Below are 16,849 nucleotides of genomic sequence, written 5' to 3'. Positions count from 1 at the left end.
TTTGAGATGGCAGGAATGGATATTGGAATAGATTTAGGTACTGCGAATGTATTAGTAGTAGTAGATGACAAGGGTGTTGTTTTGAATGAACCAGCTGTAGTAGCTGTTGACAATAGGATGGACGAAATCATAGCAGTGGGTCATGAGGCCTACAAGATGATTGGTAGGACGCCTAAGGATATAGAGGCTATAAGACCAATGATGAATGGCGTAATATCAGACTATGATAATGCAGAAAAGATGTTACGTGGTTTTATCAATATGCTTGGTGATAGCAAGGGCATGGGCAAGATAGTAATGCCTAGGATCATGGTATCAGTGCCTAGTAAGATAACTGATGTCGAAAGAAAGGCTGTCCAGGATGCTACTAAGCAGGCGGGTGCTAGAGAGGTCCTACTGATAGAAGAACCCATAGCAGCAGCCATAGGAGCAGGTATAGACATCACAGTTCCAGGTGGTCACCTAGTGGTTGATATAGGTGGTGGAACTACAGATGTAGCCGTTATATCTCTTGGTGGTACTGTAATCAGCAAGTCTATAAAGGTTGGTGGTAACAGGTTTGACCAGGATGTTATCAGGTACATCAAGAAAAATTACAATGTAATCATCGGTGAAAGAACTGCCGAAAAGATAAAGAAGGATATAGGTTGTGCCTATAGACGTCAGGAAGAAAGGTTCATAAAGATAACAGGTAGGGACTTGACTAATGGTCTACCAAAGTCTATAACAGTTAGCTCTTTTGAAATAATGGATGCTATGAGTGACAGTGTGGCCCAGATTACCAACCTAGTTATCAAGGTCCTTCAGGATACCCCACCAGAATTAGCATCTGACATAGCAGAGAGGGGAATTGTCCTAACAGGAGGAGGAGCCCTACTATATGGTATGGACAAGAAGATTTCTGAGGTTACAGGACTCAGGGTAAGGTTGGCAAGTGAGCCAATAAATTGTGTTGCCCTAGGTACAGGTATAGCCCTGGGATCTGTAGAGATACTTGAAATAGCAGGAACTGTTTAAATTCGAAAATAAAAACTTGACTTTTAATAGTCATGATGATAACATAGTCATATAATTGAATAAAATTCTTGATTACCTTATCAAGAGTGGCTGAGGGACAGGCCCTATGAAGCCCGGCAACCGGAATAATTTACGGTGCTAAATCCTACAAGATGTATATCTTGAAAGATGAGGTTTGCTAATTATTATGTAAATAATGGCCTCTTCTTTTGGAGAGGTCAATTTTTATTTATAAGGCAAATTGAGGAAAAGTTGTATAAAAGTATATAGTATTTTATGAAAGGAAGAAGAAATGGCAAGACATTTATTTACATCAGAATCAGTAACAGAAGGGCATCCTGACAAACTTTGCGACCAGGTATCAGATGCGATACTTGACGCCTTGATTGAAAAGGATCCAAAGTCCAGGGTAGCGTGTGAAACAACAGCTACAACAGGACTAATATTAGTAGCAGGAGAAATATCAACAAATGCCTATGTAGATATTCCAAAAATAGTTAGAGAAACAGTTGAAGGTATAGGATATGTCAGGGGTAAGTTTGGTTTTGATGCTGAAAACTGTGCAGTAATCACAGCTATAGATGAACAGTCAAATGACATAGCTATGGGTGTTGATGAAGGTTTGGAATCAAAGGAAGGTGAAAAGGTAGAAGACGAGATAGAAAAGGTTGGTGCTGGAGACCAGGGTATAATGTTTGGATTTGCTTGTAATGAAACTCCAGAATTAATGCCACTACCAATATCCCTAGCTCACAAGCTATCAAGAAAACTTACTGACGTTAGAAAGTCAGGACAAATAGCCTACCTAAGACCAGATGGTAAGACTCAGGTAACTGTTGAATATGAAGAAGACAAGCCAGTAAGGGTACATACTGTATTGATATCTGCCCAGCACGACCCAGATACTACAAATGACCAGATAAGAAAAGACCTTATAGAAAAGGTGATAAAGACTACAATACCAGCAGAATTATTGGATGATGAGACACTATACTACATCAACCCAACTGGTAGGTTCGTTGTAGGTGGGCCACACGGAGATACAGGCCTAACTGGTAGAAAGATAATCATAGATACATACGGTGGATACTCTAGACATGGTGGAGGAGCCTTCTCTGGTAAGGATCCAACAAAGGTAGACAGGTCAGCTTGTTATGCGGCTAGATATGTTGCCAAGAATATAGTAGCGGCAGGACTAGCAGACAAGTGTGAAATAGAACTTGCCTATGCTATAGGTGTAGCGAGACCTCTATCAATATTTGTAGATACATTTGGAACAGGAAAGCTATCTAATGAAAAGCTAGTTGAGATTGTAAAGGAAAACTTCGATCTTAGACCTGGTGCTATCATTAAGAACCTAGACCTATTAAGACCAATCTACAAGCAGGTAGCTGCCTATGGTCACTTTGGTAGAACTGATATAGACCTACCATGGGAAAGAACTGACAAGGTAGAAACTTTAAAGGCCTACTTATAAATAAGACCTATAATATAACCTGTGTAACATTTAGCGTTGGTGAGAGGAAAAATTCTCTACCAGCGCTATTTTTGTGAAAAAGAATTAGATTTATGAAAAATTGATATTAATATTTTTAGTAAAATTAGTTTTTTACTCGGCTAATGTGTTAAACTTTATATGATATGAAAAATAGATTTTAAATAAAGACCGGAGTAAGTGTGAAAGCAGGTAAATAATAAAAAATTTATATGAATCTAAAAAACTTTCTCAAAAAGCTTTTTTAAAAAATAAAATTGACTATAAGTAGTTAGGAGGCAGATATAATGGACCAAGTCGAAGGTAGTGTTATCGATATTGTTTATTCGAATGATACTAATGGCTATACGGTAGCAAGATTAAAAATTGAAGACTATACGGAAGTAATCACTGGTTACATGCCTGGCCTAACTGCTGGAGAAAATATCCTTGTTAAGGGAGACTGGAAGGTACATGACCAATATGGGAGGCAGCTAAATGTGACTTCCTATGAAATAGTGGTCCCATCTACAGTCAGTGGTATCTTATCCTTCCTGGCATCAGGTGTAATCAGGGGGGTAGGTGAAAAGACTGCCAAGAGGATAGTTGATAGGTTTGGGCTAGAAACCCTAAATGTGATACAAAATGAGCCGGACAGACTATTGGAAATAGAGGGTATTGGCAAGAAAAAACTCCAACCAATAATAGAGAGTTACCAGGAGAATATGGGTGTTAAAAATGTGATTGTAGCCCTATCCCCCTATGGTATCAGCCCCAGAATGAGTATGAAGATCTACAAGATCTATGGAGAGAAGTCTTTGGATGTAATTAGGACCAACCCATACCTCCTGGTCGACAGGGTGGTTGGTATAGGATTTACTATAGCAGATGATATAGCCCAGAAATCCGGGGTAGAAAAAGATTCCGAGTACAGGATAGAAAAAGGAATCCTCCATATCCTGAAAAATTCTATAAATAGTGGTCATACCTTTTTACCGGAAGACCTGGTTAGGTCTGAATCTCAAAAGTTGCTAGACCTTGATGTGGACTTGATTGATTCCATGATATATGAGATGGCCCTAGAGAGGAAGATAGTCATCGAAAGACTTGGCGACTATAATATAATATACCTGGCCAAGTACCACAAGGCAGAGGTAGATGTATGTAATAGGTTGATTAGACTGAATTCCTATGAACACAGGGACTTAAAGATAGATATAGATAGGGAAATTGAGTCTTTTGAAGAAGACCAGTCCATTTTTCTAGATTATAACCAAAAGATGGCTGTCAGGGCCGCCTTTGAAAATGGGGTCATGGTCTTGACCGGTGGACCGGGAACGGGTAAGACTACCACAATAAATGCCATTATAAACCTATTTAGCCTAAATAAGAACAAGGTCGCCTTAGCTGCCCCAACTGGGCGTGCTGCCAAGAGGATGACCGAAACAACTGGTAAGGAGGCCAAGACCATCCACAGGCTCTTAGAGATGGCCTTTGATGCAGATGACAGATCTATATTTATGAAAAATGAGGAAGAGCCCATAGAGGCAGATGTCATTATAGTTGATGAATCCTCTATGATAGATATATTCTTGATGGATGCCCTACTAAAGGCCACTTCACCTAAGACTAGGCTACTCCTGGTTGGTGATGGAGACCAGCTGCCGTCAGTAGGGGCAGGTAATGTGCTGGGGGATATTATATCCTCAGGTATCATCACTACTATAAGGTTGACGGAGATATTTAGGCAGGCCCAGGAAAGCGACATAATTGTCAATGCCCATAGGATTAATCGGGGTCAGGATATTGTTGCCAATAAAAAGGATACAGATTTCTACTTTATAAATAAGGAAGAGGATATAGACATATTGGAAGAAATCAAGAGCCTGGTCAAGGGGCGGTTGCCAAGTTTTTATAAGGTTGACCCAATCAAGGATATCCAAGTACTATCGCCAATGCGTAAGGGTCTGGCAGGTGTACATAACCTAAATATACAACTACAGGAAGCCTTAAACCCTTTTAAGGGAGAGAGGCAGGAAGTAGAGCTTTTGAAGAGGACCTTTAGGGTAGGTGACAAGGTTATGCAGATAAAAAACAACTACTCTAAAAAGTGGGAAAACGAAAAAAATACGGACTATGGAGAGGGTATCTATAATGGGGATATTGGTTATATCTACCATATAGATAAGCAAAACAAGTCCATGTATGTCCTATTTGATGAATACAAGATATTCAAGTACAAGTATGATGAATTGTCAGAGCTTGACCACTGTTTTTGTACAACTGTTCACAAGAGCCAGGGTAGTGAATTCCCCATAGTTGTTATTCCTATGACCTGGGGACCACCTATGTTACTGAGTAGGAACCTTCTCTATACAGCAGTTACCAGGGCCAAGAAGCTGGTGGTTATAGTTGGTAACAAGAAGTATCTGGACTATATGATATCTAATAACATGAACCAAGATAGGTATTCAAACCTGTCCTATAAGTTGGCTAGTTTCAAATTAAATTCAATAGTTGAAGACTAGAGGCAGGATTTATCCTGGTCCATGTATAATAAATTAACGTAGCTAGTTTTTTTAACTTAATATACTGTATTCGTAATTGCCTTCTATTAAGGGGGCTTTTATGTTTGAAAAAATCTGGAAATACATTTTGGATATAATTTATCCACAGAACTTAAACTGTATCTTTTGTGAAATGCCGATATCTAGGTCCAACAGGTACTCTATGTGTAAAAAGTGCCTAGAAAAGATTATATTTATACACAATTCCTGTGACTATTGTGGAAAACCCACGATAAATACCAGTCTTGAAGTTGACAGGCCCGTAGAAAAGTGTCCCTATTGCCAGGGGAAGAACTTTCTATTTGATAGGAATATTAGCTTTATAGAATACGGAGACCTATCCAAGCTAATGGTTTTTAAATTAAAGTATAGTGGCAAGACCTATATGGCTAAAATAATAGCAAATATAATGGCGGACAGACTTCAAGAGTCAAATTCAGACCTGGTAGGTAGGATGGATATAGTCACCTATGTACCACTAAACAAAAAAAGGATGGAGGCAAGGGGTTTTAATCAGGCAGAGAAGATAGGGACCTACATATCGAGCCTACTAGGTCTACCAATGGTTGGACTTGTTGACAGGGTGAAGAATACTGACAAGCTACATGGCCTATCATCTCAAGAAAGAAGGAGGGTCTTGAAAAATTCTTTTTTAATAAAGGAAGAAATGAAGGACCTAATAGTAAACAAAAATATACTCCTGGTAGATGATGTATTTACAACGGGATCTACTGTTGATGAAATGGCCAAGGTTTTAAAGCTTGCAGGAGCCCAAGAAGTAGTATCTTTAACCTTTTTGACAGGAAAATATGAAAAAGATATTGACAAGTAGGGCTTTAAATTATAAACTAGATAAAGTATTTAGGTCTGTGGTTGCAAGTCCAAGCCAGTCGCGGGCAAAGGGATCCACGTAAGCTACTCCTAAAAATTGGAGGGTGAGCATGGCGCGGCTTAGAAGTAAGTCCTGCCGAGAAAATCGAGAGGATTAGTAGTGCGGTAACCCCAAAGCGAAAGTTCCAGCAGGCGAGTGTGGGGTCAAAGACCAGGTCAGCTAAATACAAAAAGCTTTTTACTAGTAATAGCTACCAGTAAAAAGCTTTTTTGTTTACAAAATATGAGCCTCCCGAAATATTAGGAGGCTCTAGTCTTTATTATAGGACTTAGGCAGCCCTAAATTTTTCAAATAATTTCTGGTTTTCCATTACCCTGCCAAAGGCATAGATAAGACCAACCTTTATAGGTAACATGACTATAAATCTTATCAATCTAGGTATAGCAAATAGCTTTGCCCCATAAAGTATATTTAACCATATTGGTGTAAGGATTAAGACGGTGATTATACCTTCTATCAAGACACATATAGTTATACGCTTTACAGTTAATTTCTGCTTGTACAAGAAAAGACCAAAGATAACTCCGGAAAGGATGTTATTTAGGGTAAAACCTGGGAAAAATGGTCCACTAGGTCTTACTATGTACTGTATTATATCCGAAACACCCCCTACTACACCACCTATAAGTGGTCCGTATAGCATACCAGTCAAGGCCAGAGCCAAGAAGCTAAAAGATATCTCCATGATATTTGAAAATACAATCCTGAAAAAGTCAATAATTACGGCTAAGGCAATCATCAGGGCTGAACCGGTTATAGTTCTAATATCTCTAAGGCTTTCAGATTTTAAGCTAATAGTTTTTTTCATTGAGTCCTCCCTCCATCTAAATTTTATTTTAGTAATTAATTTGTATTTTAAATTACCACAATATCTTCATGATATATTAGATTTAAACAAAAAGCAAGACTAAATATCTATTCAATGCCAGATATCATACTATGCAATATTTGCTATCTGATTGATATGTATAAGTCTATGCATATCCTTCTTTTACTAGTTTTGCATTAAACATTTTATCAATGATTTCTTTCTCTGTGGGATCATTAGTTTCAGGGCTATTAACACCAATCATCTTTAGCTCATATTCTCTATCATTGTAGGAAACTTTTATGGTATCTCCATCTATAATATCTGTTACCTGGGCTTCAATAAAGTCATTTTTGTTGATATTTTGTTTTTTTATAATCCTTTTTATCCTACATATAGTTTATTTATTAATTTAATTAATATTGTATCACAAAGATATAGAAAAATAAAATGATATAAAGAGATCTTAGCATAGTGGTAACCCAAATACGAAATTCATAAGTATATGAAAAAAATATACTATTTATCATAAATTTATGATAAAATAGACTATGTACGAATAATTTTGCAAGTAAACAAAAAGGAGGACGTGAATGAGTTTTTTAGACAGCCTATTTAATATGGCAGATAAAAAAGATTTAAAGCAGTTCAGTAAGATTGCTGATCAGATAGATGCGGCCGGTGAAAAGTATTCAGCTATGACAGATGAAGAACTTCAGGCCATGACACCTGAGTTTAAAGAAAGATTAAAAAATGGACAAACATTAGATGATATACTAGTAGATGCCTTTGCAGTTGTGAGGGAAGCTTCTACAAGAATATTGGGTATGAGACACTTTAAAGTCCAGCTAATAGGTGGTATGGTTTTACACCAGGGACGTATAGCTGAGATGAAGACAGGTGAAGGTAAGACTCTTGTTGCCACTTGTCCGGTATACCTAAATGCCCTAGAAGGTAAGGGTGTGCACGTTGTAACAGTAAATGACTACCTTGCAAAGCGTGACCGTGACCAGATGGCAAAGATATATGAATTCTTAGGTTTGTCTGTAGGTGTAATAGTTCATGGCCAGTCACCTCAGCTTAGGAAGCAGCAGTATGACTGTGATATTACATACGGTACTAACAATGAGTATGGCTTTGACTACCTAAAGGACAACATGGTTATACATGAAGAGCAGATGGTTCAGAGGGGGCTTCACTATGCTATTGTCGATGAGGTCGACTCTATCCTAGTCGATGAGGCCAGGACACCACTTATCATATCAGGACCTGGGGACAAGTCTACCCACCTATATTCAGATGCCAATGTATTTATACTTACATTGAATGAGGATGACTACGAAAAGGAAGAAAAGGATAAGGCAGTTTCTCTTACAGAGACTGGTATAAAGAAGGCGGAAGTATACTTCAATGTAGACAATATAACTACTATGGAGCATACAGAACTTTACCACCACATCAACCAGGCCCTAAAGGCCCATACGATAATGAAGAAGGATGTTGACTATGTAGCCAAGGATGATGAAATTATAATCGTTGATGAATTTACAGGTCGTTTGATGTTTGGTAGAAGGTATTCTGATGGTCTGCACCAGGCCATAGAAGCCAAGGAAGGTCTGACTATACAGAGAGAGTCTAAGACACTTGCTACAATTACATTCCAGAACTACTTTAGAATGTATACAAAGTTATCAGGTATGACAGGTACAGCCAAGACAGAGGAAGAAGAATTCAAATCAATATACAAGATGGACGTATTCCAGGTTCCAACTAACAAACCATTGTTGAGAAAGGACCTAGCAGACTCTGTATATGCCAACCAGTTGGCTAAGTTCAGGGCAGTTGCCAGAGATATAAAGGAAAGACATGAAAGAAACCAGCCAGTCCTAGTGGGTACTGTATCAATAGAAAAGTCCGAGTTGCTTTCAAGTATTTTGACAGAAGAGGGTATAGCCCATGAAGTCTTGAATGCCAAGTTCCATGAAAAGGAAGCAGAGATAATTGCTCAGGCAGGTAGGTTAGGTGCAGTTACAATTGCAACAAATATGGCAGGTAGAGGTACCGACATCCTATTAGGTGGTAACCCATCATTCATGGCCCTTAAGGAGATGAAGAGGTTAAACTTTACTGATGAAATGATCAACAGGGTAAATTCAGCCAATGAAGTAGCTGGTGTTGAGGCTAATGAAGAATATGATGCGGCTAGAAAGACATACAAGAAGTTGTATGAAGAATATAAGGTACAGACTGATGCTGAACAGTTGGCAGTTATAGAAGCTGGTGGTCTATGTATATTAGGTACAGAGAGACATGAGTCTCGTAGAATAGACAACCAGTTGAGAGGTCGTGCTGGTCGTCAGGGTGACCCAGGTGAATCTAGGTTCTACATAGGTCTTGATGATGACTTGATGAGACTATTTGGTAGTGAAAGAGTCCAGGGTATACTTGAAAAGTTAGGCCTTGATGATGAAACTCCAATAGAACACAGGATGCTTACTAAGTCAATCGAAAATGCCCAGAAGAAGGTCGAAGGAAAGAACTTTGGTATCAGAAAGCATGTCCTTGAATATGACGATGTAATGAACAAGCAGAGAGAAATAATCTATGCAGAAAGAAAGAGAGTTCTATCTGGGGAAAACCTACAGGATCAAATCCAGATAATGATGAGGGATGTGATCACAGAAGCTGTGGCCATATATACTGATGAAAATGAAGTATTTGATCATGTTGGTTACAGGGCCCATATGTATAGGAAGTACCTACCAGGTGGTGTAATTGATGACCTTGATTTTTCAAGTATGACATCATCAGAAGCTTTAGAAGCCACATATGATAGACTATTGAACCTATATACTGAAAAGGAAGAGTTTATAGGGTCTGAGAGGATGAGGGAAGTAGAAAGAGTAATCTTGCTTCAGTCAGTAGACAACCACTGGATAGACCACATAGATGCTATGGACCAGTTACGTCAGGGTATTGGTCTGAGGGCAATTGGCCAGATAGACCCAGTTATAGCCTACAAGATGGAAGGCTTTGACATGTTTGATGAAATGAACAAGCTAATCAGAGAAGATACAGTTTCTTACCTATTCAATATACAAATAGAAGTTCCAGTTGAGAGAAAGGCTGTAGTTGATGTAGATAGCCTAGAATCTCCTGATATGGATGGGGTAGATAGAAATCCAAGTAAGTCTAAGCCAGAACATATGGAAGAAAAGGTCGGTAGAAATGATCCTTGTCCATGTGGAAGCGGAAAGAAGTATAAGAACTGTTGTGGTAGATAAACTTTAGTCTTTAAGTAGACAAAAATACTATTTAACCATAATTACAGAGTGAATAGGCCTAGATTATAGGTGAATAAGTAAGTTTAAATAGCACAGGTATTTAAGAAATCAAATATCTGTGCTATTATTTATATAGGGGTATTTTGTCAGGTTAATCCTGGTTAAAATACAAGGTGTAAGAGGATTTTTAGGCTGAGAAGGGAGAAATATATGGAAAAATCTCTTTTGATTAGTATAACGATGAATATGGATTTACCATCCCTAGTTTCTTTTGAGGATGGAACTATCCTCTGTCAAAATAAGCAAATAGGGTCTGTTTGTGATTTTTTAGGTTTTAGAAACCTGGATAATACTAGACAGTTAGATATAGAAGAGTTTTTAGAAAAAACATCAGGTCCCATGTCCTTTAGGATAAGGAATACATCTCTAATAGGTAAAAAATATGAAGTTACGATAGATGGTAAGGGGGTTTGTTACTGGTATATCTTCAATAACGACCTAACCATAGATGCAGGTATAAAAAACGTAATTGAACATATAGACGAGATAATAGTTGTCTTCAATGAAATGGGAATATTGCAGAAAATGAATAGTATATGTGATCAGTTGCTACCCTTTAAGAGGAAGGATGTCTTGAAAAAGAGTATTGATGAACTAGTCAGAGATGGCAAGGTGTCTAACCCTGTAATAACAGAGATGATACAGAAAAAAAAGAAGGTATACAGGGAAATTGTCTACCCTAATGGCAAGGTCATATCCTATACTGCAATTCCCCACTATGATGTAAATGGCAATTTTAAGGGGGGAGTTTTGACAGGCCGTGATGTATCAAGGTTGATCAACCTGGCCAAAATATCAAGTGAAAATAATGAAAATGTGGTAGAGTATATAAGTTCTAGTGAAGAGATGAAACAGGTAAAGGCTATAGTAGAGAGGGTTGCCCCTTCAGATGCCTCTATCTTTATAATGGGAGAATCTGGTGTTGGTAAGGAAATTATAGCAAGGAGTCTCTGGTCTAAGAGTAAGAGGTGTAATGGTCCTTTTGTAAGCATTAACTGTGCATCAATACCAGAAGAACTTATAGAGTCAGAACTATTTGGTTATGAAAAGGGGGCCTTTACTGGAGCAAACAAGGAAGGTAAGATGGGTCTAATGGAGGCTGCAGATGGTGGTACCCTATTTCTGGATGAAATAGGTGAGATGCCATTAAAGACCCAGAAGAAGTTTCTGCGTGCCATCCAGGAAAATGCTATAATGAGGATTGGTAGCACCAAGTCTAAGAATATAAATGTAAGGTATGTATGTGCCACAAACAAGACTCTTGATGAGTTGAGGGATGAAAGAATCTTCAGGCAGGACCTTTACTATAGACTAAATGTAATACCAGTTGTTATACCGCCTTTGAGGGACAGGAGGGATGATATCCTGCCTATCACAGATTATTATATAAATTATTTTAACGAGAGGTATAATAGGAAGGTAAGCCTTTCAAGTGAAGCCAGGGCTAGAATGGTAGAAAATGACTGGAAGGGTAATATAAGAGAACTTAAAAACGTAGTGGAAAGGTTGGTTATCCTGTCACCACAGGAAAATATATACCTAGAACAGGTTGAAAGAATACTTACCCTTGAAAGTAACGAGGATATAATAGATAGCAAAAAAACTGAGGATAAGTTATCTTCAATAATCGAGGATAGTGGAGAGAAGAGCCTGATTATAAAAGATATAATGAATATAGATGATGCTCATAGGATTGTCGAACAAGAAATTTTAAAGAATGCGGTGAAAAAATATGGCAATATAACCAAGGCTGCCAAGGCAGTGGGTATAAATCCATCAACTGTATATAGGAAGATAAAAAGTGGATATATTAAACTATAAGATATAAAATAAAGAATGTCAGAGTAAAAATTTAATGAAATAAGAGTAAAATTAGAACTACTTATAAAAAACATAGATTTTGGCATAAAATTTGCCTTAAATAAATGTGAAAGGAATTGTATTTACCTTTCAATAATTTAAGGAGGAATTTTGACATGAAAAAAGCTAAAACGATTGGATCATTTGGCGCCATATTCGGTGTAGCAGCCGTATTATTTGGCTCACATGCAGGTGGAGGTTTTGCTACAGGGAACCAGGAAACACAGTATTATGTTCAATTTGGTTGGACAGCACCAATTACTGCAGTATTAGCAATGGTATTATTGACAGTTTCCCTAAGAGAAGCAATTGTAATGTATAATAACTACGACTGTAAGAATTATAAAGACTTGTTTAGACGTCTTTGGGATCCTTATCCAAAACTAGAAATTTTATGGGAAATATACTACTACCTAATGGTTATAATCGCTGTTGGTGCAGTAATTGCAGGTGCAGCAGCAGTTTTCCAGACAATGGGTATACCGTATATCGTATCTATTATAATAGTAGGTCTTGTGTTGCTGATCCTTACCGTCTATGGTGCGGTAGTTGTATCAAGTGCTGCAGGTATAATGTCGATTATAATCATGATATGCTGTTTGACTATATTCCTAACTGGTATAAGCATGAGAACTGGTGAAATTAGTCGTATTATGTCTACTAGAGAAGTATGGGGTGGTGCATCTATTAAGCCATTTATCCTAATATTTACATATGCTGGATTCCAGTCAGTTGTAATTCCTTCGCTAGCTGCGGCTTCGAGAGAACTTTTAAAGAGCGAAAAGCAGGCCACAGCAGCCATGGCACTTTCCTTCTTAATGAATGCAGTTGCCCTAGGTCTAGCTGTTACAATGCTACTAGGTTGGTTTAAGGAATTTAGTGCAGCAGGTCAAATGACTCTACCAACACTATATGTTGCTAAGCATACAGGTAATGCAGCCATAGCGGTTGCCTACCAGGTTTCTCTATTCCTATGCTTGATATCAACAGGTGTAACTTGTATATTCGGTTTGGTCAATAGGTTTGAAGAACATGAAAAACTAGCATTTTTAAAGACAAGACAGAAGAGAAGAGTATTTACAGCAGTGATGATTATTGTGATTGCAGTAGTAATTTCATCTACAGGTCTTACTAATATAGTTAAGTTTGGATATGGTTACTGTGGCTACCTAGGTATATTTGTTATAGTTATACCATTCTTGACAATAGGGGTTTACAAAAACAGAAAGTTCAGGAGAGAACATCCAGACCATAAGTGGTATGGACAGAGAGTTTTAGATGGAGAAGAAGTAGAATAGTTTCCATATATACCTGAAAATTGGTGTAGAAAATTAAACAAAAAATAGACTTATTAAGGGATATTTGCATTTTGCAAATATCCCATTTTTTTAAAAAAACTGCTTATAAAAAATAAAACACTGGTTTTTGGTAAAAAAACAACATTTAGTTAATAAAAGATGGAAAAATGTTATTTTATTAACCTGTATAAAAAAACATGTTAAATTGAAACGAAATCATATTTGCAAAATGCAAAAATATCTTATATATATTTGCAAAATGCCATATAATAATAATCAATATTAATAAAAATAAGTCAAAAACAAACCTTTTCTATAATTGAAAAGGCTTTTTTATGTTTGGCAAAGCTTTGCCCATACCATACTAGCCTATTAGATTTAGTAGCTTTAGTAAAATTATATGTACTTATGTAAATTTATAAAATGTGAAAAAATATGTACAATTTCTAGGGATTAAAAAGTTGGCATGGTATTTGCTGATATAAGATATAGAAAGTCAGGGACTTCAAATTATATTAAATTAACAATTTTTGGGAGGTAGAGAAAATGACAAAAATAGGATTACCTTTGGAAGGTGTAAGAGTAATTGAGTACGCAAACTTCGTTGCGGCGCCAATATGTGGTAGATTGCTAGCTGACTGGGGTGCAGAAGTTATCAAGATTGAGCCTACATTTGGAGACACAATGAGATTTGTTGGTATACAGTGGTGTTTCCCAACTGATGAAAAAGAAAATCCAATGTTTGAAATCGAAAACTCAGGTAAGAAGGGTATTGTAATTGACACTGGTACTAAGGAAGGTGTTGAAGTTATCTATAAGTTACTTGATGATGCAGATATTTTCTTGACAAATACTAGACAGAAGGCTCTTGACAGAAGTGGTCTTAACTATGAAGAAGTTAAGAAGAGAGCTCCACACATTATATATGCTCACTTGCTAGGATACGGAGAAAATGGTCCAGCTAAGGATAATCCAGCGTTCGACTACACAGCATACTTCGCAAGAGGTGGTGTTTCAATGAGTTTGATGGAAAAAGGCGGTTCTCCATGTAACCCAGTAGCAGGTCTTGGTGACCACTATGCAGGTATCAGTTTGGCAGCGGGTGTATTAGCAGCTCTACGTAAGAAAGAAGAAACAGGAAAGGGAGAAAGAGTAACAGTTTCTCTATTCCATACAGCAGTATTTGGTATGGGTATCATGGTATCTGCAGCTCATTACGGATACAGAATGCCAATCACTAGAAAGAACCCACCTAACCCAATCAATACTACATTCAAGTGTGCTGATGATAGATGGTTGCAGGTAGCGTTCATGCAGTATGACAAGTGGTTCCCTAACTTCTGTAACACAGTAATAGAAAGACCTGACCTAATAGGTAGTAAGTATAGCACAATGAAGAGTGCAGTTAACTACGTAGAAGAATTCGTTGAAATATTAGAAAAAGAATTTATAAAGAGACCTATAGACGAATGGTGTGCAAGACTTCAGGCAGCTGGTATACCTTACGAAAAACTAGCTACAACTGATGAAGTACTAGTTGATGAACAGTGCTGGGCTAATGACTGCCTAATCAAACATACATTCGAAAGTGGTAATGAAGGTGTTGTATTCAACACGCCAGTAATGTTTACAGAAAACAAGAGAGGCGAATATGTAAGAGCCCCTAAGTTCGGTGAACATACTAAGGAAGTACTAGAAAGTGCTGGTGTTAGTGGTGCTGAATTCGAAGAATTAAAGGAAAAAGGTATCATTAAGTAAAGAATTTTGGAGGTGTTGATGATGGAAGCAAATGTAAAGAAAGATGCAAAAACAGCCATAGCTGACGTATTGCAAGCACAGTATGATAATGCATTTAAAGAAAAGGAAGCTGGTAGACCAATAGGTTGGTCAACATCAGTTTTCCCTCAGGAATTAGCTGAAATATTTGACCTTCAGTTATTATACCCTGAAAACCACGCGGCGGGTGTTGCAGCTAAGAGAGAATCACTAGAACTTTGTGAACTATCTGAAGGTGAAGGATATTCAAATGACCTATGTGCATATGCTAGAACAAACTTTGGTGTTCTTTTAAAGGGACATTCAGATGCTCTACCAATGCCAGAGCCAGATTTCCTATGTTGCTGTAACAACATTTGTAATGAAGTTATAAAGTGGTATGAAAATATTTCTAGAGAATTAAACATACCTCTTATAATGATAGATACAGCTTACAACCTAGAAACTGAGGTTACTGAAAGTAGAATCAAGTACCTAAGAGGACAGTTTGAAGAAGCTATAAGGCAGCTTGAAAAAATTTCAGGCAAGAAATTCGATCCAAAGAGATTAGAAGAAGTTATGAAGATATCTTCTGAAAATGGTAAGTTATGGAAGTACTCAATGAGTCTACCAGAAGGTAACTTCCCATCTCCAATGAATGGTTTCGACTTATTTAACTACATGGCAGCTATAGTTGCAGCCAGAGGTAAGAAGGAAACTACTGAAGCATTTAAGTTACTTATCGAAGAACTTGAAGAAAATGCTAGGACTGGACAGACTTCATTTAGGGGTGAAGAAAAGTACAGAATCATGATGGAAGGTATTCCATGTTGGCCACATATTGGTTACAAGATGAAATCTCTATCTAAGCAGGGTGTAAATATGACTGGTTCAGTTTATCCACATGCTTGGGCATTGATTTATGATGTAAATGACCTAGATGGAATGGCTAGAGCTTACAGTACAATGTTCAACAACGTTAACATAGAAACTATGGTAGAGTACAGAGTTAACGCTCTTAAGGGCGGGAACTGTGATGGTGCTTTCTATCATATGAATAGAAGTTGTAAGTTGATGTCTTTCGTACAGTACGAAATGCAGAGAAGAATAGCTGAGCAGACTGGATTACCATATGCAGGATTTGACGGTGACCAGGCCGACCCTAGAAACTTCGCTAAGGCACAGTTTGAAACAAGACTAGAAGGGCTAGTAGAAGTTATGGAAGAAAGAAAGAATGATGGAGGTGCTCAGTAATGACTGTTAAAGAATTGATTGCTAAATTCGAATATGCTGCAAATAACCCAAATGCATTATTAGATGGATATCTAAAAGAAGGTAAGAAAGTTATAGGATGTTTTCCAGTGTATACTCCAAAGGAAATAGTTCATGCTTCTGGTATGATACCAATGGGAACTTGGGGTGGTAATACTGCAATAGAAAGAGCTAAGGAATATTTTCCAGCATTCTGTTGTTCAATAATCCAGGCTATCATGGAATATGGTCTAAAGGGAAGCTTTAAGGGCTTGTCTGGTGCCATAATACCATGTCACTGTGATACACTTATAACACTTACTCAGAACTGGAAGTCTGGTGTTAAGGAAATACCTATGATAGGTTTTGCTTTCCCTCAGAACAGAAAGATCCAGGCTGGTAAAGACTACTTAGTTAGCGAATACACTACAGTTAAGACTAAGTTAGAAGAAATCTGTGGCCATGAAATAACTGATGAAAGCATTCAAGCAAGTATAGAAGTTTATAATGAACACAGAAAAGCAATGAAAGAGTTTGTTGAGTTGGTTCCTGACTATCTAAATACAATCACTCCTAGAGTAAG

The 16,849-nt window shown here is 37.5% G+C and carries 11 protein-coding genes and 1 riboswitch; of the genes, 10 read left to right on the top strand and 1 reads right to left on the bottom strand.

What is annotated here, in order from left to right; genetic code table 11:
• The first annotated feature begins 6 nt into the window (after positions 1 to 6).
• The 4 genes from mreB (at position 7) to HMPREF0634_RS04135 (ending at position 5,890) form a co-directional block, all read left to right on the top strand.
• A complete protein-coding gene (gene mreB / locus HMPREF0634_RS04150) occupies positions 7 to 1,017 on the top strand; it encodes a rod shape-determining protein (protein WP_007789311.1) in 1,011 nt (336 codons plus the stop codon).
• A 74-nt stretch (positions 1,018 to 1,091) separates the two neighbouring features.
• Positions 1,092 to 1,192: riboswitch (SAM riboswitch) on the top strand.
• A 117-nt stretch (positions 1,193 to 1,309) separates the two neighbouring features.
• Positions 1,310 to 2,494: a methionine adenosyltransferase gene (gene metK, locus HMPREF0634_RS04145; RefSeq protein ID WP_007789302.1), complete on the top strand. Its 1,185-nt coding sequence runs from the start codon at positions 1,310 to 1,312 to the stop codon at positions 2,492 to 2,494.
• Between the two features lie 305 nt (positions 2,495 to 2,799).
• Complete coding sequence (recD2, locus tag HMPREF0634_RS04140) at positions 2,800 to 5,019, top strand: SF1B family DNA helicase RecD2 (protein WP_007789287.1); 2,220 nt, start codon at positions 2,800 to 2,802, stop codon at positions 5,017 to 5,019.
• A 100-nt stretch (positions 5,020 to 5,119) separates the two neighbouring features.
• On the top strand, positions 5,120 to 5,890 hold the full coding sequence (locus HMPREF0634_RS04135; protein WP_007789289.1) for a ComF family protein: 771 nt from the start codon (positions 5,120 to 5,122) through the stop codon (positions 5,888 to 5,890).
• 328 nt (positions 5,891 to 6,218) lie between these two features.
• Here the strand turns inward: HMPREF0634_RS04135 and HMPREF0634_RS04130 are convergent, their stop codons facing one another.
• Entirely contained in the window at positions 6,219 to 6,758 is a 540-nt protein-coding gene (locus HMPREF0634_RS04130; protein ID WP_007789301.1) for a folate family ECF transporter S component, read from the bottom strand.
• A 593-nt stretch (positions 6,759 to 7,351) separates the two neighbouring features.
• On the opposite strand from HMPREF0634_RS04130, the gene secA reads away from it, so the two are divergent.
• From secA to HMPREF0634_RS04100, 6 genes are all read left to right on the top strand, one after another.
• Positions 7,352 to 10,042 (top strand): preprotein translocase subunit SecA, encoded by a 2,691-nt coding sequence (secA, locus tag HMPREF0634_RS04125; protein WP_007789296.1) that lies wholly within the window; start codon positions 7,352 to 7,354, stop codon positions 10,040 to 10,042.
• A 210-nt stretch (positions 10,043 to 10,252) separates the two neighbouring features.
• Positions 10,253 to 11,923 (top strand): sigma-54 interaction domain-containing protein, encoded by a 1,671-nt coding sequence (locus tag HMPREF0634_RS04120; protein ID WP_007789294.1) that lies wholly within the window; start codon positions 10,253 to 10,255, stop codon positions 11,921 to 11,923.
• 155 nt (positions 11,924 to 12,078) lie between these two features.
• The gene (locus HMPREF0634_RS04115) at positions 12,079 to 13,260 is read left to right on the top strand and encodes a YkvI family membrane protein (protein WP_007789274.1); all 1,182 of its coding nucleotides are present in this window, start codon (positions 12,079 to 12,081) and stop codon (positions 13,258 to 13,260) included.
• A 546-nt stretch (positions 13,261 to 13,806) separates the two neighbouring features.
• A complete protein-coding gene (locus HMPREF0634_RS04110) occupies positions 13,807 to 15,018 on the top strand; it encodes a CaiB/BaiF CoA transferase family protein (RefSeq protein ID WP_007789278.1) in 1,212 nt (403 codons plus the stop codon).
• An 18-nt stretch (positions 15,019 to 15,036) separates the two neighbouring features.
• Positions 15,037 to 16,269, top strand: a complete 1,233-nt coding sequence (hadB, locus tag HMPREF0634_RS04105) for a (R)-2-hydroxyisocaproyl-CoA dehydratase subunit alpha (RefSeq protein ID WP_007789283.1) — start codon at positions 15,037 to 15,039, stop codon at positions 16,267 to 16,269.
• A partial coding sequence (locus tag HMPREF0634_RS04100; RefSeq protein ID WP_007789313.1) for a 2-hydroxyacyl-CoA dehydratase subunit D occupies positions 16,269 to 16,849 on the top strand: 581 nt, incomplete at its 3' end. The genes hadB and HMPREF0634_RS04100, both read left to right, overlap by 1 nt.

This window comes from Peptostreptococcus stomatis DSM 17678 (assembly GCF_000147675.1).
Classification (GTDB): domain Bacteria; phylum Bacillota; class Clostridia; order Peptostreptococcales; family Peptostreptococcaceae; genus Peptostreptococcus; species Peptostreptococcus stomatis.
The sequence above is the reverse complement of the archived record's forward strand: the minus strand, read 5'-3'. Positions and strand labels throughout refer to the sequence as shown.